We start from the raw sequence: 24074 nt of genomic DNA, 5'->3' as shown, positions 1-24074 counted from the left end.
CAAGGACCGGGCCAGTTCGCAAAACCCGGCTAACTCACTGATTCTTAAGCAAGCGTCGTCAACGGCGTTTCACCCCGAGATTTCAATTCGGCAATTTCATGTTTCAAAAATGAAATCGCACGCGCATAATCGGTCGCCATGGACCTCTCCTCGACCAAGCCAGTCGGCCCGGCCGACCGCACGGTGCGTCCGCGCATCTGGGCGATGGGCATCAGCCGCCTGCGCGACCTGTTTCGCGAGATCGCCGGCGAATTCGACGAACGCGCCGACGTGCGCATCGTCGCGCGCGCGTACGAAGACGCGCTGAGCGCGATCGCGGAGGCCGGCACCGCGCGGCCCGACGTGATCGTCGCGGCCGGCTCGAACGGCGGCTTCCTCAAGACGCGCGCGCAGGTGCCGGTCGTGGTCGTGTCGCCGACCGGCTTCGACGTGATGCAGGCGCTCGCGCGCGCGCGGCGCGACGCCTCGCGGATCGCGCTCGTCAGCGCCGGCGAGACGCCGCCCGAAGTGCGCCGCTTCGTCGCCGCGTACGGCCTCGACGTGCAGTTTGCGTCATATCAGTCCGCGCAGGAAGCGGAAGCCTGCGTGCACGACCTGCACGATCGCGGCATCGAGACGATCGTCGGCCCCGGCCTCGTCACCGACCTCGCGGCGAGCGCCGGCATGGGCGCGGTGTTCCTGTATTCGCACGCGTCGGTGCGCAAGGCGGTCGAGACGGCGCTCGAAGTCGCGTATGCCACGCACGCCGAGGCGTTTCGCCGCCAGCGGCTCGACAACCTGCTGCAGCACCTGCGCGACGGCGTGGTCGCGCTCGATGCGCGCGGCCGCGTCGAGGCGATCAACGAGCGGCTCGCGTCGGCGCTCGGAGTCGAACCGGCGGCGGCCGTCGGCCGCGCGCTCGTCGACCTGCGGCCCGAGCTGCGCACGCTGCGCGGCGAGGACGGCGACGCGCTCGCGACCGTGCGCGGCGTGCGTTACGTCGTGCATCGCGGGCCGCTCGTCGACCGCGGCGTCACGTCGGGCAGCGTGCTGACGTTTCAGGAGTCGCGCGCGGTCGAGCGGCTCGACCGCGCGCTGCGCTCGCAGCCGAACACGCAGCAGTTCGCGGCGCGCTATGCGCTCGACGACGTGGTCGGCACATCCGCGCCGATGACGCGCGTGCGCGATCTGGTGCGCCGCTACGCGAAATCCGACGCGACCGTGCTCGTGCTCGGCGAGAGCGGCACCGGCAAGGAGATGATCGCGCAGAGCCTGCATGCGCTGTCCGCGCGAAGCAGCTATCCGTTCGTCGCGGTCAACTGCGGCGCGTTTCCGGAAGCACTGCTCGAGAGCGAATTGTTCGGCTACGAGGAAGGCGCGTTCACCGGCGCGCGACGCGGCGGCAAGACGGGGCTGGTCGAGGCCGCGCACCGCGGCACGCTGTTTCTCGATGAAATCGGCGAGATGCCGCCGTCGCTGCAAAGCCGGCTGCTGCGCGTGCTGCAGGAGCGCGAGGTGATCCGCCTCGGGTCGACCGAGCCGATCCGCATCGACGTGCGCGTGATCGCCGCGACGCACCGGCCGCTGCTCGCGGCCGTCGAGGCCGGTACGTTCCGTGCGGATCTCTACTACCGGCTCAACATCCTGAACATCGGGCTGCCGCCGCTGCGCGAGCGCGCCACCGACATCCCCGCGCTCGCGGCGACGCTGCTCGTGCAGGCCGCACGGCGCGAGCCGCGGCTCGCCGAACGCGTGCGCGAGCTCGGCGATGCGATGCGCGTGCTCGACGCGACGCAGGCGACGCTCGCGCGGTATCGCTGGCCCGGCAACGTGCGGGAATTGCAGAACGTCGTCGAGCGAATCGCCGTTGAACTGGCCGAGGAAGTCGACGAGCGCGATCCGGACGCGCCCTGCCCCGTGCTCGCGGCCGAGGCGCTGCAGGTGATCGCGCCCGAGTTGGTCGCGGCGCCGGTTGACGCACTCGATACGGCCGAGGCCGGCGACGCGCGGACGCTCCATGCGCGCCGCCGCCGCGCGGAAGCCGACGAGATCCGCGCGGTGCTCGACGCGTGCGGCGGCGACCGCGATCGCGCGTGCGCGATGCTCGGCATCAGCAAGACGACGCTGTGGCGGAAGCTGTCCGCGAAATAGAGTCGGATTCGGCGGGCGGGATTCGGACGACGGAGACGTGACGCGCAGGACGCGCGTTGCCGTCACTCGGTCTTGTGATAATGGCGGTAGGCCTTCGCGCGGTTCCCGCACGACGACATCGAGCACCAGCGGCGGCTGCCGTTCTTGCTGTCGTCGATGAACAGCCACTGGCATGCGTCGTTCGCGCAACGCTTGACCTTCGCAAGGCGCGCGCCGCCCAGCAGGTCGGTCGCCGACCACAGCACCGGGCTCAGCAGCCGCCCGAGCGATACGTCCGCTTCCGGGACTCGCCATGCATAGGCGCCGTCGATCCGCGCGAGCGCGATGCGCGGCGCCGCTTCCGCGAGGAAACCGCCGAGCAGCACCAGATCGTCGGCCTCGGGTTCGCGCCGCTCGGCCTGCGCGTGAAAGAGCCGATACAGCGCCTCGCGCAACGCGAGCGCGCGCGCCAGGATCGCGGGCTCGTCACCCTGCTCCTTCTTCTCTTTTTCATATGCGAGACACGCGTCGGCCACGCGCGCCGGCACGCCCGCCTGCTCGCGGCACCACGCGAACAGCTCGTCCAGCGTGCGGAAGGTCTCCGTCGGCGTATCCGCGCCGCGCCAGTACAGCGTGTTCGCGAAATCGATGCTCAACGTTTCGGACGGCGCCGGCATCAGGCAGTCGGTAGTGACGGAAGGTTGCGTTCTAGTCATGACGCGATCGTATCTAACCACCATGCCGGTTGACAAGCATCGGCGCGGTTCCTAACATAACCTGCATGGTGGTTATGAATGGCTTGCCACTGACGCGCGTTCGATTCAGAGCGCCACAGACGAACAATCGACTTTCGTGCGGAGTTGTCCACACCGGCCGCAGCCGCACGCTCCAAGACAGCACGCTCGGCACGATGCGCCAGGCGACTGGAACAGGTTTTGCGCTGCCACCCCGTCTCAGTTCAAGGAGCCACAAATGATCGATCATCTTTCCTTCGGCGTTGCCCACATCGACCGCAGCCGCGCTTTCTACGACAGCGCGCTCGGCGCACTCGGCTACAAGCGGCTGCATAGCGACGACGCATCGCTCGGCTACGGCACCACCGAACCCGTGCTGTGGCTGCAGCACGCGAAGCGCCCTGTCGTCGCCGATCCGGATTCGGGGCTGCACGTGTCGTTCCGCGCGGCGTCGCCGGTGGAAGTCGATGCGTTCTACCGCGCCGCGCTCGAGCATGGCGGACAGGACAATGGCGGGCCGGGAAAGCGCGAACGCTACGGTCCCGGCTATTACGCGGCGTTCGTCGTCGATCCCGACGGATATCGGCTCGAAGCCCATTGCGAGCTGGACAACGTCGTCTGATTCGCGAAAGGCGAATGCGGATGAACGACCAGAGCCCGATTCCGCATCGCGCGGAATCGGGCTCTCGTATCTAGCGGATCGGCGGTCGGTGCGCGACAGACGCCGTTGCGTCGCTCGGGCGGCGGGTCGGCCGCGGAGCCGGCCGCGAGCGCACGCCCGCGCGGCGTCGGCCTGAGCGCGTCGGCGCTTACTGCGCGTTGCGCGTACGCTGCAGTTGCTCGCCGAGTCCGTCGATCCCGACGCGCAACGTCTGGCCGGCCTTCAGGAACACTGGCGCCGGCTTGATGCCCATCCCGACGCCGGGCGGGGTGCCGGTCGTGATCACGTCGCCCGGTTGCAGCGTCATGCAACGCGACAGATACGCGATCAATTGCGCGACCGTAAACACCATCGTGCGCGTGTTGCCGTTCTGATAGCGGTGGCCGTCGACCTCGAGCCACAGGCCGAGACGCTGCGGATCGGGCACCTCGTCGCGCGTGACGAGCCACGGGCCGATCGGCCCGAACGTGTCGAAGCCCTTGCCCTTGTCCCACTGGCCGCCGCGCTCGATCTGCCATTCACGCTCGGATACGTCGTTGACGACGCAGTAGCCGGCAACGTAATCGAGAGCGCGCGCTTCGTCGACGTCCTTGCCCGTCGCGCCGATCACGACGCCCAGCTCGACTTCCCAGTCCGTCTTCACGGAGCCCTTCGGGATCTCGATGCCGTCGTTCGGGCCGCAGATCGAACTCGTCCACTTGCCGAACACTACCGGCTCCTTCGGCACCGGCATGCCGGCCTCGGCCGCGTGATCGGCATAGTTCAGGCCAATGCCGATGAATTTGCCGACGCGACCGACGCACGCGCCGATGCGCGGCTCGCCGGGGACGAGCGGCAGCGCAGCAGGATCGAGCGCGCGCAGGCGGGCGAGGCCGGCGTCGGACAGCACGTCGCCGGCAAGATCCGGCACGTGCGCGGACAGGTCGCGAATGCGGCCGTCCGCGTCGAGAATCCCGGGCTTTTCCTGGCCGGACGGGCCATAGCGAAGCAGTTTCATCGTGCTCAACCTCTGTTGTCGAATGTGACAGGATACCGGCCGACGCAGCCGCCTGCGGCCACGCGCCGGACTGAATGCCGATCGTCGTTGACGCGGGTCGGCGCCGTCGTTGGCCCGCTGCTCTTTGTACCATCGGCGGCGCGCCGTGAAATGGCGCGCGACGGATACCGACTATTGGTGCGCCTGCGGGGATTGCACAGCGGCATCGGGCTGGCTGCGCCAATCGCGGGATGCCGGGTTGCATCGCTGGTCGACATCGGAACGTGAATAAACAATATTCGTTGCGACCCTGTCATCGAGAACGACATCTGATCCGTTCTTGCTCGGTAACGATCGGTAAAAAGACGCTGCATTGCACACTGGAAGTTTGTTGATAAGCTCGCGCGGATGGCGGCCGCATCGGATGCGGTCGTCACCGGCCAGCGTGCAGAAGGCCAGCGTGCGTCGCCACCGATCGGCCATTCCCGGACCTCATATCCATGATGCAATCAACCAATACTCCGCTTCCCGGCAGCGACGCACGGGAATCGCCGGGCGCAGCCGACCGCTACCGCGCGCCCGCGCTCGACAAGGGTCTCGACATCCTCGAACTCCTGTCGGAACAGAAGGAAGGGCTCACGCGCACCGAAATCACGAAGGAGCTCGGCCGCAATGCGAGCGAGATCTACCGGATGCTCGAACGGCTGGTCGCGCGCCGCTACGTGATGCGCTCGAGCGGCGGCGACCGCTACACGCTCAGCCTGAAACTGTTCGCGCTCGCGCACCGGCATCCGCCGATGAACCGGCTGATCGCCGAGGCGCTGCCGCTGATGCAGCGCTTCGCGGATGCCGCCGAACAGTCGTGCCATCTGACCGTCTACGATCGCGGCAACCTGCTCGTGATCGCGCAGGTCGACGGCCCCGGCCCGTGGGGCGTGTCGGTGCGGCTCGGCTCGCGCGTCGGGCTCGCCGACACCGCGTCCGGCCGCGTGATGCTGTCGTTCCAGAGTGCCGAGCAGCGTGCGCACATGCTGGCCGAGCATCGCAAGGTCAAGGGCGAAACGCCGATAAACGAGCAGGAACTCGCGTACGCGTGCCAGTCGATCCGTCAGTCCGGCTACGTGCGCCAGGACAGCCGCCAGGCGTATGGCGTCACCGACCTCAGCGCGCCGATCCTCGGCCCGGCCGGCCACGCGATCGCGGTGCTGACCTGCCCGTACATGCGCCGGATCGACGCGCACATGGCGCCGTCTATCGACATCGTCGTCGCGGGGCTGCGCGATACGGCAGGCCAGTTGTCGATGTGCCGCGTGCAGGCCTGCTGAACGCGCGGCAGCACGCTGGAGCCGGCCGGTCGGGCGGTGGGTCGGTCGCTTGAGCGGGCGCGGGCTTTCGCGATTTTCTTGGCCAACGAGACTCGGCTGCGGCGAGGCCGCCGCGGCATCCGAACCATTGCGGCATCGCGCGCGGGCGCGGCGCGACGTTCGGCGGTCGTTCGATGAATGGTTCGGCGGTCGTTCGCGGTCGTTCGCGGTCGTTCGCGGATGCGCGAGCGCCGGGCCTGCGGCGCTACGCTAGAATAGCGGCCCTCTCAAAAACTACGGCGGCCGGCTGTCGCGGCCGTCGTATCCGATGGATGTCATGGCCAAACTTCTGAACGATCAAGAATTCCAGCGTTTCTCCGAACTTCAGCAGAAGCAGGCAAGCTTCACGATCACGCCCGAAGAAGCGGACGAGCTGCGCGACATCGTCGCGCGCGCGCAGAAGAAGCGCGACGACCGTGCCGCGGCGATGCTCGCGATCGAGAACTACATCGAGCAGTTCGACATCACGCCCGACGAACTCTTCTCGCCCGAGCAGATCGGCGACGCCGCACGCACCTACGGCCTGATCACGGCCACCAAGAAGGAACGCGCGCTGCCGCCGTCGATCACGTTCAACGGCAAGCCGTACCAATGGACCAAGACGCTTCCGGACGATGTGCGCAGTGCGCTGTTCGATGCATTTACGTCCGGCGAGTCGGTCAAGCGTTTCATCGCGATGCCGAAAGACACCGCACGTTGCGCGCTGACGATCGCGCGACTCGAGCGCGAAACCGGCGGCGTGTATGCGGACGCGCACCTCGAGGAACTCGCGATTTCGCGCGAACAGGTGAACGACGCAGCGTCGAAACTCGCGGCGTGAAACCCGCCGCGGGCACGGTTCATGCGTGCCCGTGATGGCGCGGACGCCGGCAAACGCCCGCGCCGCGCCCGCCCGAGCGCTTCGTTCCCAGGCTCCCGAAAAATCTCACCGAAGGCTCCTGAAAGCCCTCACCAGTCGATCCTGGAAAAGCTCACCTCGAGCTCCCGGAAGGACTCACCGAAGCGTCCCGAACGTCCTCACCGACGTATCCCGCAGACGCTCACCAAGCCCTCCCGGAAAGGCTCACCAGCGCGTCCCGCAACGGCTCACCGGTAGCTCCCGGGAAGGCTCACCAGTCGCTCCCGTATCGCCTCACCTTGCCGCTCCCGGAAAGGCTCACTTCCCGCTCCCGAAAAATCTCACCTTTGCGTCGTGTCCGATGCCGGGGCGTGGCATGCGCCGGGCAGCGTGGCCGAATATTGGGCGAGTCCCTGCCGACGCGGGAAGTGGTCCGTACATGCCATACGCTCCGCGCGGCTGCCATGTTGCTGGCGTTCGGCCATTTCTCGCCGGACACTGCGGGTCGCGACGCTGTGTAATCGTTCCGTGCGATTTTGTTTGCAGCCCGAAGCGTCGCGAGGCTGCGTCGTCGCGAGGCTGCGTCGTCGCGAGGCTGCGTCGTCGCGAGGCTGCGTCGTCGCGAGGCTGCGTTGGGCGTAACGTATCGAACAACCGCGACATCGCCGCGCGCTCGAACGTCCGCGCGAACGCGGCTACGGTTGCAGCTTCATCCTGAACCCGACGACGCCCGGCTCCTCGGTCGTCGACACCGCGAAACCGCACGACTTCGCCAGCCCGATCATCGCCGTATTCTCGCGCAACGCTTCGCCGACCATCCACGCAGTACCGCGCGATCGCGCATATTCGATGATGCGGGTCATCATCAGCCGCCCGAGTCCCTTGCCCTTCTGATCGGGCCGCACCGCGATCGCGAACTCCGCCACCTCGTTGTCGGGGTCGGCCACCGCCCGTGCCACCGCAAGCGTGTGCGCCCGGCCCGACACGTCGGTGAACGACACGATGAAAGCCATCTCGCGGTCGTAGTCGATCTGCGTCATGCGCGCAACCTGCGAATGATCGAAGCTGCGCACCGCACCGAAGAAACGCATCCGCAGATCGTCCGGCGTCATCGCGCCAAGCAGTTCGTTGTGCGCTTCCTCGTCTTCCGGACGGATCGGGCGGATCGTGACGGTCTCGCCGCGCCATTCGAGCGTCTGCTCCAGATGACGCGGATACGGCATGATCGCGAGCCGGCTGCGCCCCGCCGCCAGCGTGATGCGCGGCGCGACGACGTATGCGCGATCGGACAGCACACGCAGCGTGACCGACATCGCGACGACTTCGCGCACGTCGCATACGACTTGCGACAACGCCGTCAGCGCGTCGAGCGTGGGCTCCACAGGCGCGCGGCGCGCATACGGCGAGCGCTCCATCACCGCACGGGCGAGCACCGTGTTCAGCGGCGGCAGCCCGAATACGACGAACGGTGCCGATACACCGTCCGCCGGCGGCACGACATAACGGAACACCGGGCCGAAGTTCGAATCGTCGTACATGTCGACCGTGACGTCGACGACCCGCGCACTCGCCGATGCCTCGGCCGGCTCGCCATGCAGGCCGAAGTGAGCGAGCCAGCGCAACGCCTCGGCACCGGCCAGTTCGTGTTCGCCGACGTCGATCATGCGGCGCGCCTCTGCTTGAGCAGACGCAACGCACTCGGCCGGCTGCGGCGGTGTGCCTTCAGGCGTTTGCATCAGCAACTGGCGGCCAAGGTTGTAGTCGACGAGTCGTGCGTATGCTCGCGCGAGCCGCTGCGGTGTCGTATGAACCGGAATGCCGTTCGCATGCAGTGCGTCGCGCGTTGCCGGCTCGACGGCGCCAAAGAAACACGCGAGGATGCCGCGATACGCGTACTGCTTCGATTCGATCAGCGTGCGCGCGACGGCTTCCGCGGGCGCGCTGTGGGACGTCGAATGCACGACGAATAACGTGCCCGTTTGCGGAAACGGCGCGAGCGCCTTGATGGCCGCGCCAAAATGCTCGGGAAGCGCATCGTCACCGAGCGTCAGCGGATTGCCGGGCACTGCGAGATGCGGCAGCGCGGCAGCGACCGCCGACGTTGCCGCGGCCGGCCAGTCGGCCAGCACGTCGCGCACCTCCGCGACCGCATCGACGGCGAGTTTCGCGACGCCGGCGTCGCTCGTCACGAGCGTCGCCGCGCCGCGGGCGGCGACGCGCCCGACGCCGAGCGTCTCGATCTCGTCGAGCAGATCATCGAGCGCATCGACCCGCACCATCCCCGCGCGCTGGAACGCCGCGGTATAAAGCGCGTCGCCGGGATCCGCGCGCCCGGTGCGCAACGCGAGCACCGGCTTGTTCCTGGCTGCCGCGCGTGCCGCGGACATGAACTTGCGTGCGGCACAGACGGTGTCGAGTTCGAGCAGGATCGCGCGCGTGCCTGGATCGCTCGCAAGGTAATCGAGCACGTCGCCCGCGTCGACGTCGGCCTCGCCGCCGAGCGCGACGACGTGCGAAAAGCCGAGGCCTCGCGCATCGGCCCAGCCAAGCACGGCGTTCGTCAGCGCGTTCGATTGCGACACCCACGCGACGCCGCCCGATCGGATCGTATAGGCCGGTGCGCCGAAGTGCGCTCGCCGCGCAGGTGACAGCACGCCGAGACTGCCCGGCCCGACGATACGGAGCACGAACGGCTTCGCGGCCTTGAGCGTGCGATCGAGCGCGGCGCGATCGGCGCCGGTGCGCGCCTCGCCGACGATCACCGCGACGCGCGTGCCGAGTTCGCCGAGCTTGCGAACGATGCCGGCCCACGTGGCAGGCGGCGTGCAGATCACCGCGACCGATGGCGGCGCAGGGAGCCGGTCGACGTCGGGCACGACCGCATACCCGTTCAGCTCGCGGTGCTTCGGATTGACGGGCCACACCGGCCCTTCGAACGCGCCGTCGAGCACGCGCGCCCACACCATCGCCCCAATACTTCCCGCCCGCAACGATGCACCGACGACCGCAACGGACCTGGGCTGAAACAACGCATCGAGATGGCGAACGGTCACATCGGCTCCCTACGGTATCGAAAGACGGCCTGCCCCGCACACGGGCGGGTCAGCCGTGCGCGGGGCAATGCGAACTCCAAGCATAGGCGAACGGGATGCCGCTGCCTATATGCCGAACGGCCGACTGTGCGACGTGCATCAGCGCCGTCAACATGGGCTCGTCACGGACGCCTTCGCTCGTTGCAACCGGCGAACGTCGCACGATGCGGCAACCCTGCCGCCTGTTCAACGGTGAGGATTTACAGGAGCCAAGGTGAGCACTTTCGGGAATTACCCGGCACACGGGCGCAATACGCGAAAGGTGATGGCAGCGGGCAATCGGCCAGCACCGCCAGCATCGCGAATGCCAATACACGCATCCGGCGCAATTGGCCGGCTGTTTACCGTAATTCACCGTGATATCCGGTCTGATCGCAGCGAATTTGCAAAACGGCATCCGTTAACCGTGCGCCATTGGCATTCAATTTGCGATGCGCCGTCGCGGCGCGGCGGCCCAAAAACGAAACGGTGCGACGGCCGCATGGCCGGTCGCACCGTCAGTGAGCGCACGAAAGGTGAGGACTTTCGGGAGTCAGTCCTTGATCAGGAAACGCGCGCGGTTCTTGCCGAGCCATGCCGGCGCACGGCCGCGGCCACTCCACGTTTCGCCGGTCTTCGGGTTGCGGTACTTCGGCGGCAACGGACGCTTCGGTTTAGCGGCAGCGGCCTTGCCCGCCGGAAGAAACCCGAGCTCTTCGGCCGTAATGTCGTATTCCTCGATTTTCGCCCGAATGGTGGCAATCGCATCGGCAATCGCCTTTTCTCGTTCCTTTTCGATCTTTTGCTGAAGTCTTTCGAGCTGCGCTGTCAGTTGCCTGTAGGTCGCCATATGGATGGGACTCCGTGAGTGTTATTCATGAAAAATAGCCGACTCCAAGCGAATAGAAAAGCGCTTCACCCGATCATGATCTCCTCATCCAGTCATGTCGGATCAATAACCGCTTTTCTTCTTGCATGCGAAGAGAAGATTTCGCACGGCGTCATCGGTCGATTGCTGGACGACATCAAATTCCCCGTTGCAGATGGCGCGAGCGTTGTCCGTGCAATTGCTCCAGTCGCTACCGGTGCACTGCACCTGCGTAGTCGGGCGCCCGTCCGACGTGAACAGCGGCGCCCCGCCACCGCACCCGCCGAGCCCCGCAACCAGGGCCAACAATCCGGCCCGACGCCAATGCGTTCGAGGCCACCGACAGACCGACGCAAGCATGTGTTTCATTATTCTTTCCGTCAACCGATTTTTTGATGTCGCGAGTATGCCACGGGCGATCCTCCCGCGTTCAGTCGGACGGACGGTCGGGCGTACGCTCCGGCTGTCCGCGCGTCTTGTACGGCAGCGTGCGATGCGGATCGTCGGTGATGCGAACGAACACCTGCTCGACGTCGGGAAGCGCGCCGAGTTCGCGCGCCAGCGCCTGCCGGTCGAACGCCGGGTCGGCGCACCCTTCGACGTAAATGAAGCGCCGCTGTACGGTGATCCACAGGCTCGTGCCGTGCAGACGATCGGTGCCGGCGAAATGCGCCTTCGCGGCCGCGGCGATCGGCGCGTCATACATATAGGAATTCGGCTTCGTGCAGCGATGGGCGAGCCAGCAGGTGGTCCCGCGCTCGACGCGGTAATGCGCGTCGTCTTCCATTTCGGCGCGCGTCATCCACGGGCCCAGCGGCAACGGGCACTCGGCGAAGTCCTGCGACAGCGCGACGAACGGATCGCCGTACCAGTTGCGCCGCGCCGCGGGCGCGTCCGCGACGCCCGGTTGCGCGAACGAGGACGTCGCCACCACTACGGCCAGCCATCCGGCGATGCCGAGTCGCTTCATCGTTGTCTCCTGTCAGGCACGTCACCATTGGCGCCCATCGGGTCGGGCCGCGCCCGTTGCGCGACGCTATCGATCGATGCCGAGCGCGGTCATTTTCTTGTACAGCGTCGCCCGGCCGATGCCGATGCGCGCGGCCGCGTCGACCACCTTCCCGTCGCAGGCGGCCAGTGCGTCGGTCAGGAACTGGCGCTCCCACGCGGCCAATGCATCGGCATACGAAACGACGGGTGTCCCATGCGCATCCGGCACGCTGTCCGCGTGGCGGCCAACCTGCGACGTCGCTGCGCGCGTGCCCGCCGGCACGCCGTCCGGCGCCACGCGCACCGGACCGAGAAACGGCGCCAGCGCATCCGCGTCGATCACCGCTCGATCCGACAGCATCAGCGCACGCTCGAGCGTGTTGCGCAGCTCTCGCACGTTGCCCGGCCATGGGTACGCGCACAGCATCCGCAACGCATCGTCGGTCAGCTCGCAATGCGCGGCGCGGCCGTGCTGCGCAGCCAGCTCTTCGAGCATTGCATAGACGAGCGCCGCGATGTCGGACGCACGCTCGCGCAGCGGCGGTGCATGAATCGTCAGCACGTTCAGCCGGTAGTACAGATCCGCGCGGAACCGGCCGGCCTCGACCAGCGCGGGCAAGTCGGCCGACGTCGCGGCGATGATGCGCACGTCCGCGCGCACGATCCGGTTCGAGCCGACCGGTTCGAACTCCTTGTCCTGCAGCACGCGCAGCAGCTTGCCCTGGAGCGGCAGCGGCATGTCGCCTATCTCGTCGAGAAACAGCGTGCCGCGATCGGCCAGCTCGAACTTGCCGACGCGCCCCTTGCGATCGGCGCCGGTATACGCGCCCGGCGCCGCGCCGAAGAATTCGGTTTCGAGCAGCGTGTCGGGTATCGCCGCGACGTTCACCGTGACGAGCGGCTGGAGCGCGCGCGCCGATGCCGCGTGGATCGCATGCGCGAGCAGTTCCTTGCCGGTGCCCGTCTCGCCGAGCAGCAGCACCGGCGAATCGACTTGGGCGGCACGCCGCGCCTGACGCTTCGTTTCGAGGCTCGCGGCGCTCGTGCCGACGAAGCTCGCAAACGTGTATTTCGCGCGGCGCGCCTGCGCGAGCGAGCGCTGCGTCGCGATCAGCTGCTGCTGAAGCTGCGCGTAACGCGAAAAGATCGGCGTGAGCGTCTTCAACTGATCGAACAGCGCGAAGCCGATCGCGCCGACGGTCTCGCCCGCCTCGTTCTTCAGCGGCAGGCGCGTGACGACGAGCGGCTCGCGGCCAGTCTCCATGATGTCGAGCAGGATCGGCTGGCCGGTCGACACGACCTCGCGCATCAGGCTGTTCGGAATCACCGCCTCGCAGTCGAGCCCGACCGCCTGCTGCGGATCGGCGAAGCCGAAGCGCGCCGCATAGCGCTCGTTCATCCACACGACGCGCGCGTCGCGATCGACGACCACCGTGCCCGCACTCGAATCCTCGAACGTGCGAAACAGCGACTCCGCCGCGCGCCGCAGCACGTCGCCGTAATTGACGGGCAGGCGGACCCAGTCGTTCATCATCGTGTCGTCGTCTCCGCGTATGCTTGGCCGGGTGTCTCCATAACGGGACGAATTATCTCACTTTGGAGACACGCCGGAATGCCTTGTCCGGGAAAGCCCTGCCCGATGCGGACGGATGTCCTGACGGCCAATTCGTCTCCGGATCGAGACGATTTATGTAGAATCGTCAGACATTGGCCGGCGCGCGGCAACGGCGCCCGCGCCCGATCCGCGTCCGGCGGCGCATTGCGGCCGATGGCACGAAACCTGCACGAACCCGAGCCGGTCCGCGGCGCGCTCCGCGATCGAACAACAACCAAAGCCATTCCAAGCTTTTAGGAGACTCCCTTGTCTTTCGTGATCGTCCTCGCCGCGCTGGCGTTCCTGATGTTTGCCGCGTATCGCGGCTACAGCGTGATCCTGTTCGCGCCCATCGCCGCGCTCGGCGCCGTCCTCTTGACCGAACCCGCCGCTGTCGCACCGGTCTTCTCCGGCATCTTCATGGAGAAGATGGTCGGCTTCGTCAAACTCTATTTCCCGGTGTTCATGCTCGGCGCCGTGTTCGGCAAGGTGATCGAACTGTCCGGGTTCTCCGAGTCGATCGTTCATGCGGCCATCCGCTATATCGGCCGCTCGCGCGCGAATGCGGTGATCGTCGCGGTGTGCGCGCTGCTCACCTATGGCGGCGTGTCGCTGTTCGTCGTGGTGTTCGCCGTCTATCCGTTCGCGGCGGAGCTCTATCGGCAGAGCAACATTCCGAAACGGCTGATGCCCGGCGCGATCGCGCTCGGCGCGTTCTCGTTTACGATGGATTCGCTGCCCGGCACACCGCAGATCCAGAACATCATCCCGACCACGTTCTTCAAGACGACCGCATGGGCGGCGCCCGCGCTCGGCACGATCGGCTCGCTGTTCATCATCGTCGTCGGTCTCGCATATCTGGAATGGCGCCGCCGTTCGGCGATGGCGAAGGGCGAAGGCTACGGCACGTCGCTCGTCAACGAACCGGAGCGCGTCGAAGCGAAGTCGCTGCCGAATCCGGCGCTGGCGATCCTGCCGCTGATCCTCGTCGGCGTGTCGAACTTCGCGTTCACGAAGCTGATCCCGCAGTGGTACGGCGCGGCGTCGTATACGGTCGCGCCGGAAGTGCTGCCCGGCGTGCACGCGCCCGTCACGACGTCGATCAAGACGGTCGTCGCGATCTGGTCCGTCGAAGCCGCGCTGCTGCTCGGCATCGTGCTGGTCATCCTGACCGCGTTCAAGCGCGTCAGCGGACGCTTCGCGGCAGGCTCGAAGGCCGCCGTCGCCGGCGCGCTGCTCGCCGCGATGAACACCGCGTCGGAATACGGCTTCGGCGGCGTGATCGCCGCGCTGCCGGGATTCCTCGTCGTCAGCGATGCGCTGAAGAGCATTCCGAACCCGCTCGTCAACGCGGCGGTGTCGGTGAGTTCGCTCGCGGGCATCACCGGTTCGGCATCGGGCGGCATGAGCATCGCGCTCGCCGCGATGTCGGACTTGTTCATCAAGGGTGCGCAGGCGGCCAACATTCCGCTGGACGTGCTGCACCGGGTCGTCGCGATGGCCAGCGGCGGCATGGACACGCTGCCGCACAACGGCGCGGTGATCACGCTGCTCGCGGTCACGGGCCTCACGCACCGCGAGTCGTATCGCGATATTTTCGCGGTCACGCTGATCAAGACGGTCGCCGTGTTCTTCGTGATCGCCGTGTACTACACGACGGGTCTCGTGTAAGTCCCGGCATTGGGCGGCGCTCCGATGAGCGCCGCCCGGCTTCGCCGGCCGCATCAACGCGGCTGGCGCTCGGTTCCTCCTGTCTTCCTCTGCTCGTCACGGCCATTCGCCACTCCCGACATTGTTACCGCCCGCAGAACACTGCGTTGGGAGCGATCGCGTTTTTCCCGCGCGTGGCGGGGCCTACACTGGCTCCACCTGCTGCCGCTTCGTCGGGCGAAGACGTCGAACGAAGGCCGGCCGCGCAGACGGACACATGGAGGTTCCCGATCATGAAGCGCCTGATCCCTGCAATTGCCATCGCCCTGGCCGTATCCGCGCCGCTCGCCGCGCACGCGCAGTCGAACCCGCCGCTGACGCGCGCACAGGTCCGCGCCGAAGTGAAGGCGCTCAAGCAAGCCGGCTTCCAGCCGAGCGACTGGTTCTATCCGGCCAGCATCGTGTCCGCCGAAGCGAAGATCGCGCGCCAGCAGAATGCCGGATACGGCAACGATCGCGGCGCATCGTCGGAATCGAGCCGGTAAGCCTTCGCAGCAACGCGGCGTCGGGCTGCCCCGGCCGCGCGCCCTCACACCATCACGCCTTCACCGGCTGAATCAGTTTCGTGCATACGGCTGCCTGCGGGTCGCCCGCCGGCAGCTTTGCGCACACCCCGTCGAACTGCTTCACGACCGACCGGACCGACGCGTCGTGCGCACCGCCATCGCGCCAGCGGTTCAACTGCGTGACGACCTTGGTCAGCGCGCGCAGGTTCGCCCCGTAAAACGCGTCGCGGGTCTTGCCGGCCTGCGCGAACACGCTTGCGGCGATCCCTTCGATCCGCGCCGAGTCGTCCGGTGCCAATGCCACCGCATTCGCGAAATAGGTCGCGCCCCAACGCAGCTTCGTCGCGGGCCCGCTCGCCGATTCGTATGCCTTCCGATACCAGTCGAGCGCCGCGGCCTTGTCGCCGCGGGCCTTCGCGTTCGCGGCCAGCCCCGACATGAAGTAATACGGCGTCGACGAACGCGGCAGTTCGGCCTTCAGCAGCACGTCCGATTCGTCGTACAGCCCGGCGTCGGTCAGCGTGTCCGCGGCTTCACTGACGAGCGCCTGCCGCTCGTACGCATTCGCGGCGCCCTGCACCGACGCGGCGATCTGCTTGCGGGCGGTGGCGACGAGCGCCGGCGCATCGAGCGGCGCGCCGCCGGGTGCGCCGCCGCGCGCAAGCAGTACGCGGCCGTGCAACGCCATCAGCCGATCGATCGACGATAGCGTGGTATCGGTCGACAGACGCGCAAGCGCGGTGTCGTACGCGGCGCGCAACGTCGCGCGCTGCGCGGTGTCGCTGCCGAGGTACGCAACGACACGCGCGGGCGCCGCGACCAGCACGTCCGAGTCGGCCCGCGCGAGCGCCGGTTCGCGCAGCACCGCACGCAGCGCATCGGCGAGCGCCGGCTTGTCGATCGCACCGGCCTGCGCGGGATCGTCTGACGACGCGACCACCACCGACTTCAGCGCGAAACGCGCGGCATCCGCCTTAGCGCCGGCCGCACGCGCACGTTGCGACAGCGTCTGCAGCGTCACCGCGACACGATCGGCCGGCACCGGCAGCGCGCCGTCGGTGTCCCACGAATAGTCGGCGAGCAGATGCCATTCGTCCGGCGTCAGCGCCGCACCGCCGTTCAGCGCGGCCGTGAGCGTCTGCCGCACCGGATGCGTGGCCGTCATCCCCAGCGACAACGCCTGCATGTAGCGGTCGAGATCGGCTTCGCCCGGCAGCCGCGTCACTTCGGTCCCGTCCGGGCGGAACAGGATCATCGTCGGATAGCCGTGCACCTTGAAGCGCTCGCCGACCTTCTGCGCGCTCTCGGTATCGCCGTCGAGATACACCGGCACGAAGAACGACGAGCGCGTCTTGAACGCCTGTTGACTGAAGATCGTCGACTTCACCTGGTTGCACGACGGGCACCACACCGCGCCCCAGTACAACAGCAGCGGCTTGCCGGTGCGCTTCGCGAGCGCGAACGCGGCATCGACGTCGCCGTGCTGCCACGCGATGCCCGGCGGCAGATGCGCGCCATCGCCCGACGGGCTCGATACGGCAGCGCTCTGCGGCGCGTTGGCGGCAAGCGCCGCACCGGCGGCGGCGAGCAGGCAGGCGGCGGTCAGGTTCCGGAGCATGATTTTCATCGACAGGGTTCCGTTGAAAGAGACGGTTGCGGGAAGCGGCGTCGCGCGACGGTTCGACGCGGCACGCAGCGGCGCCACACCGGCCGGCGCGAAGCGGCGAAGCGAAAACACGACGAAGCAACGAGACGGCGACGGGCGTCGGCGAGCGCGAGACGCGGGCGCGGAATCGATCTGGTCGTCACGCACGCATCGACACTGGAACGCGCGACCTGCCTGCGCTGCGCAGGACGCACCCCGCGCAACCGCGTGAACCGCGACGATCGCTGCTACGCGCACATCGCTCGACGATACGATTCGTGCGGCCGGTTGAAAACGAACGAATTTTCGAATGGATATGACGCTCGGTATTGCGGACCCGCACGCATATCCGGCCGGCACGACGACGCACGGCGCGCCATCCGCACTTCATCGACAGCGTTCCGTCCTGCCGAGCGATTCCACGCACGGATGCCGCAGCGCACGACGCACGGCATCGCCATACATGCCGCCGCTGACGCGCAACGCCTGCGCCCCGCACGCACGCATGCTCTACTGCCTTCCGTTGATCCGCGCCATCTGAAATACCGACGCATATGCACCGTCGCGCAGCGCGTAGTCCGGCGCTTCGCCCTCGATTCGGAAGCCGTGCTTTTCGTAGAGTGCGATCGCCGCGGAATTGTCGACGAACACGGTCAGTTCGACGCGCGTGATGTTCAGCCAGTTCTCGGCCAGATCGATCGCGGCCGCGAGCAGCCGGCTGCCGATGCCGCGCCCGTGATGCGACGCATCGACCATCATCCCGAGCGATGCCGCATGGCGGCGGCGCGGGTTCTGTTCGGGGTGCAGCGCGAGGTGACCGACCACCGCGCCATCGATTTCGGCGACGAGGCTCACACCGTGCTCGCGCAGGCGCTCGAGCCGCTGCAGCCATTTCTCGTGCGACGGAAAAGGATGCTGGAGCGTATTCATATACACCGCGGGCTGCGCGGCGATTCGCCGGATCGTGTCGACGTCGTGCGTCTCGCTGTGCCGGATCGTGATATCGGTCATCACTGGGTAGAGTGGAAAATATCGGGACGACGGATGTTGCCGCCGCAACGCGGCGGATAACGCAACGAGCTTATCCGATTTCAAGCGAACGAGACATGACCGATGAGCGACACGATGCCGTTGCCCATGCAACCAACTGGCGTCACGCGAGTTTCACGCAATCGGCAATTCCTTCCGGGTCGCTTCGGCGAAAACCGGTAATTCATGACCGTTCCGGTTCGTCACGCCACATCTTGAATTAGTTGCGCACGCAACGTAACAACCGTGGTACGTCATGTCGCTTCCGTATCACGTCGACGTCATCTGCGCTCCCTAAACTGGGCGCCGCCCTGCCCGGCACTCGCCGGCCCGCGTGTGCCGACGTCCTGCCCCGCGCATCACGAGCATGCAGCGCGCAGGACCGCGACAACGGCCGACGCATTCGAACGCACGCGACGCATGGGCACAACCAGACCGCTCCCCTCTCAAAGGATCAGAACGTCATGACGTCACGCCGCAAGTTCCTCCAGCAGACCGCCACCTCCGGCCTCGCCGCCGCGGCACTGTCCGCGTTTCCGCCGAGCATCCGCCGCGCGCTCGCGATTCCCGCGTTTCACGAAACGGGGACCATCAACGACGTCAAGCACGTCGTGCTGCTGATGATGGAGAACCGCGCATTCGACGGCTACTTCGGCACGTTCAGGGGCGTACGCGGTTATGGCGACCGCTTCGCGGTGCCGTCGCCGAACGGCCGCGACGTGTTCCACCAGACCTACACGAAAACGACGCCCGCGACGACCTTCACGCCTTACCACCTCGATGCGAGCCAGGGCAACGCACAGCGCGCGGGCGGCACGCCGCACACGTGGGCCGACGCGCAGGCCGCGTGGGACCACGGCCGGATGAACCGCTGGCCCGACGCGAAGACGCCGCTGTCGATGGGCTATTACGACGCGGCGGAAGTGCCGTTCTAGCGCGCGCTCGCCGATGCGTTCACGCTGTGCGACCACTACCACTGCGGGATGCACACGGGCACGATCGCGAACCGGCTGTTCTACTGGAGCGGCACCAACGGCCCGAACGGCATCAGCCCGGCCGACGGCAGCCGCGTGAAGGTCGCCGCGCTGAACAACCAGTTCAACGGCGGCAACGACATCGGCCCGTCGAGCCAGGGCTGGACGTGGACGACGTACGCCGACCGGCTGCAGCAAGCCGGCGTGGGCTGGAAGGTGTACCAGAGCCTGATCGACAACTTCGGCTGCAACGAGATGATGAGCTTCCGCCACTGGCGCGCGGCCATCGAGCAAATGCCGGCCGCGCGCCGGCCCGCGTATGTCGCGTCGACGGACATCACGCAGCCGGTGACGGCGGCCGGCGCGTTCTACGATCCGGCAATCGACGATCCGCTGAGCCCGCTCGCGAAAGGCTTCGGCAACACGATGCCGTACGGCTTTCTCGAAACGTTCCGCGACGACATCCGCAACGGCAAGCTGCCCGAGGTGTCGTGGATCATCCCGCCGTCGGTGTACAGCGAACACCCTGGGCCGTCGAGCCCCGCACAGGGCGCGTGGTACGTGCAGGCGGTGCTCGACGCGCTGACCGCGAATCCGGACGTATGGAGCAAGACCGTGCTGCTGATCAACTACGACGAGAACGACGGCTTCTTCGATCACATGCCGTCGCCGGCCGTACCGTCGCGTAACGCGGACGGCTCGCTCGCGGGCGGCCATACGCTCGCGGCCGCCGACGTCGCGGTCGAGTACCACGACTTCGCACCGGCGACGCCGAGCCAGCCCGCGGCCGACGGCCGTCCGTACGGCCCGGGCCCGCGCGTGCCGATGTGGGTCGTGTCGCCGTGGAGCCGCGGCGGCTGGGTCAACTCGCAGGTGTTCGACCATACGTCGACGCTGCTCTTCCTCGAGAAGCGCTTCGGCGTCGTCGAGCCGCAGATCAGCGCGTATCGCCGCGCGGTGTGCGGCGACCTGACGAGCGCGTTCAACTTCCGCGCGCCGAACCACGAGCCGCTGCCGACACTCGCGGGCCGCACGACGAAGAGCCAGGTCGACGCGCTGAGCGCCGCGCAGCAGGCCGCGCCGAAGATCACGCCGCCCGCCGCGCCGTCGCTGCCCGCGCAGGCGATCGGCGTGCGTCCGTCGCGTGCGCTGCCGTACGAGCTGCATGCGAGCGCGCAAGCGGACGCGGGCAACGGCATCGTCACGCTGAAGTTCTCGAACACCGGCCGCGCGGCGGCGGTGTTCCATGTCTATGACAAGCTGCACCTCGACCGCGTGCCGCGCCGCTACGTCGTCGAGCCGGGCAAGGCACTGCACGGCGACTGGGCGGCACGCGCGGACGACGGCGGCAAATACGACCTGTGGGTGCTCGGCCCGAACGGCTTTCATCGCCGCTTCACCGGCGACCTGGCCCGGCTCGCCGGCGCGCGCCGCATCCGGAGATCCGGGTCGGCTACGCGGGCGCAAGCGGCAACCTGCATCTGCGGCTGCGCAACCACGGCGGCGGCACGGTGCGCTTCACGGTGAAGTCGAACAAGGTGTACGGCCCGCTGCCGGCCCGCGGCGCGAACGACGATCGCGGCCACGGCAACGACGCGGGCACGACATGGACGGTCACGGTGCGCGCCGGCGAGCAATCGGAACTGCACTGGAAGCTCGACTCGACCGGCCACTGGTACGACTTCATCGTGACCGCCGACAGCGACGCGAGCTTCTCTCGCCGCATCGCCGGCCGCGTCGAAACGGGCCGGCACTCGGTCAGCGATCCGGCGATGGGGCTCGCCGACCGCTTCTGACGGCGCGCGCGCCGGCCCGGCCCGCGACACGGGCCGGGCGCCGGGCGCGGCGCGGCCCGATCCGGCTGAAACGCCCGCCCGGTGCGGCTCAAACATCAGAGGGATAGGTGGTGCAGCCCTCATTTCGCGCCCACGAAAATGCTCGGTGTCGCGGCCCGTTCGCGTTAAACTTCGTCAAGCTGCATTCAACAACGACATCTTCGCCAACTGGCACACACGACAACGAGGATAGGTTCGATGCGCACTACCGGCTCATCCGGGGCAATGACCCTGCTCACCGAACACGACGCGGCCGACGGCCGTGAACTGCGCTCGCTCCGGCTCGAATCGACCGGCGACGGCAAGAGCGTGCTGCTGATCGAGATCGACGAACGCAAGCCCGGCATTCACCGCGAAGTCCGCTATGAGATCACGCCGGCCGAACTGATCGCGGCGATCCGCTCGCACGGCGCCGAGCTGCCCGGCGAAAACCACGGCGCCGCGTCGCTCGCACGCACGCCCTCCTGATGTCGACCGGTGAGCCGAACGCAGCGCACCGGCTCACCGCCCCGCCCGTATCTCCCTGACGCCGCCAGGCGCTTTCCGTCATTCCCCGCCGCCGGCTCGAAAATCGCCGATAATCGGCGCATCTGCGCATCCTGCCCACGCGCTTCCTTTTCGGCCAGCCGCCATGCTCCGTGACCTCGTCGCCCAATACGGGCCGCTTCTCGTGTTCGCCAACGTGCTGGCGGCGGCCGTCGGCCTGCCGGTGCCCGCGATGCCGACGCTCGTGCTGTTCGGCGCGATGGCCGCGATGCATCCGGCAATGATCGGCTCGCAGCTCGTGACGGTGATCGCGCTGTCGGTGCTCGGCGCGCTGATCGGCGACACGGTGTGGTACGTGGCCGGGCGGCGCTATGGCGGCGCGACGCTGAAGACGATCTGCCGGCTGTCGCTGTCGCGCGATACGTGCGTGAAGAAGACCGAACGTTTCTTCGGCCGTTACGGCGTGCGCGTGCTCGCGGTAGCACGGTTCATTCCCGGGCTGTCGCTGGTATCGGTGCCGATGGCGGGCGCGCTCGGCACGCGCTATCGCACGTTCGCCGGCTACGACGCGCTCGGCGCCGCGCTGTGGACGATCGTCGGACTCGTCGCCGGGCTGGTGTTCTATCGGCAGATCGACTGGCTGTTCGCCGGCGCAAGCCGGCTCGGCCGCGCGGTACTGCTGGTCATCGTCGCGCTGCTGGCGGTCTATGCGGCCGTGCGCTGGATGCGGCGCCGCGCACTGATCCGCCAGCTCGCGAGCGCGCGCATCGGCGTCGACGAGCTCGACCGGCTATTGAACGATCCGGCCGCGCCGGTGGTGCTCGACGTGCGCTCGCCCGAGCATCGCAAGCTCGACCCGTTCACGATTCCGGGCGCGCAGTTCGCGGACGAGCGGGACATCGCGGACATCGTCGCGCGCTATCCGCTGTCGCAGAAGTTCGTCGTGTACTGCTCGTGCCCGAACGAAGTGACGGCCGCGCTGATGGCCAAGCGCCTGCTCGACGCCGGCTTCACCGATGCGCTGCCGCTGCGCGGCGGCCTCGATGCGTGGCGCGACACCGGGCGCCAGCTCACGTCGCTGGTCGAAGAGATGCCCGCCGCGAACGATCCGGTGGCGGGATTGCACAAGCCGGCCTGACCGAACCACGCCAGGCCGGCCGCGCGAAACCGGAAAATGCGGCGGGGGCGTTGCGCGTCCCTTCGATCAGAACGCGTGCAGCGGCACGTTGACGACCAGGCGGTACTCCTTGTTGGTCGCGTCCGAGTAGTGCGCGGAACCGTTGTGCCACATCGCGATGAACGTGACCTTCGTGTCCTTCAGCTTGCCGCTCTGGAACGTGTACGACGGGATGAAGCCGAACTCGTGGTGACGGCCCTGCACCGGCGCGCCGTTGCTCCAGTAGATGCTCGACTTGCTCGGATCGTTCGCGGCCCCGGCGCTGCCGTCGGCGCCCCAGCCCGTCACGCCCCAGATCATCGCCTTGAAGCCCGGCAGGCCCGCTTCCTTGCCGTAGAACGTGTAACGCAGCTGCAGCGACTTTTCGTGCGGCGCGTTGTAGTCGACGTCCATCGAGTTGGTCAGGAAGATGCCGTTCGTTTCGTTCAGGTAATCGAAGAACTGATCGCCGAGCACCTGCTGATATCCGACCAGCAGTTCGTGCGGGCCGTGCTGCGCGGCGAGCGACAGGCTGTACGCGTTGTTGTTGATCTTGCCCTGCAGGGCGTCGCCGGTATCGTGCGTCGAGTAAACGTTACCGAAGCCGGTCCACTTGATCGACTTCGTATCGCCGATGCTGTGCTTCACCGACGCGTAGTACTGGTGCCACACGTCGTCGGCCTGGTTTGCGTACAGCGCGACTTCGCCGTTCGGCGAGTAGTCCCACGTGCCGCCGACGTAGGTCAGGCGATTGACGCGCGTGCCACCGTACTGCGTCGTCAGGTTCGTGAGCGTCGTATGGCCGCGCGCATCGGTCTTCGTGAAGCTGCCGGCCTCGAGCATCACGTTCTTGAATTCGTTGCTGACGATCGTCGCGCCGAGGAACGTCGGCGGCAACGCGCGGTTGTCGTGCTGTTCCATGAACGGGTTGTCGACGGCCTGCAGACCGTACTTGACCACCGTGTTCGAGATGCGCGCCTTCACGTCGTAAATGCCCGGATACGCCCACGCGAGCTGGTTCGAACCGCCGCCGCCCTTCGCGATGTGCACCATGCTGCCGGCGCCCGCGCCGCCGTCGAGCTTCAGCGCCGCATACAGCGACGCGTCGAACCCGATGCCGATCAGGCCGGTCGTGAACCCCGACTCGAAGTTCGCCATCGCGCCCTGCACCCATGCATGGCGATGCGGGCCGCCCTTGTTGTCGAGCACGTCCGAGTAGTTGCGGAACAGGAAGTTCAGGTGGCTGTCGGCGATGAAGCCGTTCGACTTCGACTGTGCCGACGGCTCTTCCGGCGGCGTGACCGCCTGCGTCGCTTCCGCGTTGACAATGGCGTTCGGGGTCGTTGCCTGCGCAACGGATGTGCCGGCGCCGGCCGACGGCGCGGCCTGCGCGACCGTCAGCGGTGCGGGGGCCGCGTCGTCGGCATGCGCGACGCCGCTCAGCGATACGCCGGCGAGTGCCGGCAGGCCCCATGCAAGCAGCATCTTCGATGCCGTCCCGATCGTCTTCTGCTTTTTCATCGTAATT

18 protein-coding genes and 1 pseudogene are annotated in these 24074 nt (G+C 67.4%); 9 read left to right on the top strand and 10 right to left on the bottom strand.

The window, feature by feature from the left end:
• Nucleotides 1-138 precede the first annotated feature (138 nt).
• Nucleotides 139-2130 (top strand): propionate catabolism operon regulatory protein PrpR, encoded by a 1992-nt coding sequence (prpR, locus tag BSE24067_RS13710; protein ID WP_151065011.1) that lies wholly within the window; start codon nt 139-141, stop codon nt 2128-2130.
• 62 nt (nt 2131-2192) lie between these two features.
• On the opposite strand, the gene BSE24067_RS13705 is transcribed toward prpR, so the two are convergent.
• Nucleotides 2193-2849, bottom strand: coding sequence for a CGNR zinc finger domain-containing protein (locus tag BSE24067_RS13705; RefSeq protein ID WP_151065012.1), 657 nt, complete (start codon nt 2847-2849; stop codon nt 2193-2195).
• 232 nt (nt 2850-3081) lie between these two features.
• Between BSE24067_RS13705 and BSE24067_RS13700 the strand changes: the two genes are divergently transcribed.
• Nucleotides 3082-3465, top strand: coding sequence for a VOC family protein (locus tag BSE24067_RS13700; protein WP_151065013.1), 384 nt, complete (start codon nt 3082-3084; stop codon nt 3463-3465).
• 187 nt (nt 3466-3652) lie between these two features.
• On the opposite strand, the gene BSE24067_RS13695 is transcribed toward BSE24067_RS13700, so the two are convergent.
• Nucleotides 3653-4501 carry an ureidoglycolate lyase gene (locus BSE24067_RS13695; RefSeq protein ID WP_151065014.1) on the bottom strand — a complete coding sequence of 283 codons (849 nt, stop codon included), beginning with the start codon at nt 4499-4501 and terminating at the stop codon, nt 3653-3655.
• Nucleotides 4502-4980: 479 nt separating this feature from the next.
• On the opposite strand from BSE24067_RS13695, the gene BSE24067_RS13690 reads away from it, so the two are divergent.
• Nucleotides 4981-5805 (top strand): IclR family transcriptional regulator, encoded by an 825-nt coding sequence (locus tag BSE24067_RS13690; protein WP_420883493.1) that lies wholly within the window; start codon nt 4981-4983, stop codon nt 5803-5805.
• A 307-nt stretch (nt 5806-6112) separates the two neighbouring features.
• Nucleotides 6113-6664: a hypothetical protein gene (locus BSE24067_RS13685; RefSeq protein WP_151065015.1), complete on the top strand. Its 552-nt coding sequence runs from the start codon at nt 6113-6115 to the stop codon at nt 6662-6664.
• 713 nt (nt 6665-7377) lie between these two features.
• Here BSE24067_RS13685 and BSE24067_RS13680 read toward each other — a convergent pair.
• The 5 genes from BSE24067_RS13680 to BSE24067_RS13665 form a co-directional block, all read right to left on the bottom strand.
• On the bottom strand, nt 7378-9735 hold the full coding sequence (locus BSE24067_RS13680; protein WP_151065016.1) for a GNAT family N-acetyltransferase: 2358 nt from the start codon (nt 9733-9735) through the stop codon (nt 7378-7380).
• A gap of 571 nt (nt 9736-10306) precedes the next feature.
• On the bottom strand, nt 10307-10603 hold the full coding sequence (locus tag BSE24067_RS13675) for an H-NS histone family protein (RefSeq protein ID WP_151065017.1): 297 nt from the start codon (nt 10601-10603) through the stop codon (nt 10307-10309).
• A 102-nt stretch (nt 10604-10705) separates the two neighbouring features.
• Nucleotides 10706-10990: a hypothetical protein gene (locus tag BSE24067_RS32510; RefSeq protein WP_244122218.1), complete on the bottom strand. Its 285-nt coding sequence runs from the start codon at nt 10988-10990 to the stop codon at nt 10706-10708.
• A 61-nt stretch (nt 10991-11051) separates the two neighbouring features.
• Nucleotides 11052-11591: a BON domain-containing protein gene (locus tag BSE24067_RS13670; RefSeq protein ID WP_151065018.1), complete on the bottom strand. Its 540-nt coding sequence runs from the start codon at nt 11589-11591 to the stop codon at nt 11052-11054.
• Nucleotides 11592-11657: 66 nt separating this feature from the next.
• Nucleotides 11658-13145, bottom strand: a complete 1488-nt coding sequence (locus tag BSE24067_RS13665) for a sigma-54 interaction domain-containing protein (RefSeq protein WP_151065019.1) — start codon at nt 13143-13145, stop codon at nt 11658-11660.
• 327 nt (nt 13146-13472) lie between these two features.
• Here BSE24067_RS13665 and BSE24067_RS13660 point away from each other — a divergent pair, with 327 nt between their 5' ends.
• On the top strand, nt 13473-14876 hold the full coding sequence (locus tag BSE24067_RS13660) for a GntP family permease (RefSeq protein WP_151065020.1): 1404 nt from the start codon (nt 13473-13475) through the stop codon (nt 14874-14876).
• A 272-nt stretch (nt 14877-15148) separates the two neighbouring features.
• Nucleotides 15149-15400, top strand: coding sequence for a DUF4148 domain-containing protein (locus BSE24067_RS13655; protein ID WP_151065021.1), 252 nt, complete (start codon nt 15149-15151; stop codon nt 15398-15400).
• 52 nt (nt 15401-15452) lie between these two features.
• Here the strand turns inward: BSE24067_RS13655 and BSE24067_RS13650 are convergent, their stop codons facing one another.
• Together BSE24067_RS13650 and BSE24067_RS13645 are read right to left on the bottom strand one after the other, a co-directional pair.
• Nucleotides 15453-17048 carry a thioredoxin family protein gene (locus tag BSE24067_RS13650; protein WP_151065022.1) on the bottom strand — a complete coding sequence of 532 codons (1596 nt, stop codon included), beginning with the start codon at nt 17046-17048 and terminating at the stop codon, nt 15453-15455.
• A gap of 528 nt (nt 17049-17576) precedes the next feature.
• On the bottom strand, nt 17577-18077 hold the full coding sequence (locus BSE24067_RS13645) for a GNAT family N-acetyltransferase (protein WP_151065023.1): 501 nt from the start codon (nt 18075-18077) through the stop codon (nt 17577-17579).
• A gap of 482 nt (nt 18078-18559) precedes the next feature.
• On the opposite strand from BSE24067_RS13645, the pseudogene BSE24067_RS13640 reads away from it, so the two are divergent.
• From BSE24067_RS13640 to BSE24067_RS13630, 3 genes and pseudogenes are all read left to right on the top strand, one after another.
• Nucleotides 18560-20865: pseudogene (locus BSE24067_RS13640) on the top strand (phosphocholine-specific phospholipase C).
• 237 nt (nt 20866-21102) lie between these two features.
• Nucleotides 21103-21372, top strand: coding sequence for a hypothetical protein (locus tag BSE24067_RS13635; RefSeq protein ID WP_151065024.1), 270 nt, complete (start codon nt 21103-21105; stop codon nt 21370-21372).
• 163 nt (nt 21373-21535) lie between these two features.
• Nucleotides 21536-22528: a DedA family protein/thiosulfate sulfurtransferase GlpE gene (locus tag BSE24067_RS13630; RefSeq protein WP_151065026.1), complete on the top strand. Its 993-nt coding sequence runs from the start codon at nt 21536-21538 to the stop codon at nt 22526-22528.
• Nucleotides 22529-22594: 66 nt separating this feature from the next.
• On the opposite strand, the gene BSE24067_RS13625 is transcribed toward BSE24067_RS13630, so the two are convergent.
• On the bottom strand, nt 22595-24067 hold the full coding sequence (locus BSE24067_RS13625; RefSeq protein WP_151065027.1) for an OprD family porin: 1473 nt from the start codon (nt 24065-24067) through the stop codon (nt 22595-22597).
• Between the last annotated feature and the right edge of the window lie 7 nt (nt 24068-24074).

Source organism: Burkholderia latens (assembly GCF_902499045.1).
GTDB lineage: Bacteria > Pseudomonadota > Gammaproteobacteria > Burkholderiales > Burkholderiaceae > Burkholderia > Burkholderia latens.
The sequence above is the reverse complement of the archived record's forward strand: the minus strand, read 5'-3'. Positions and strand labels throughout refer to the sequence as shown.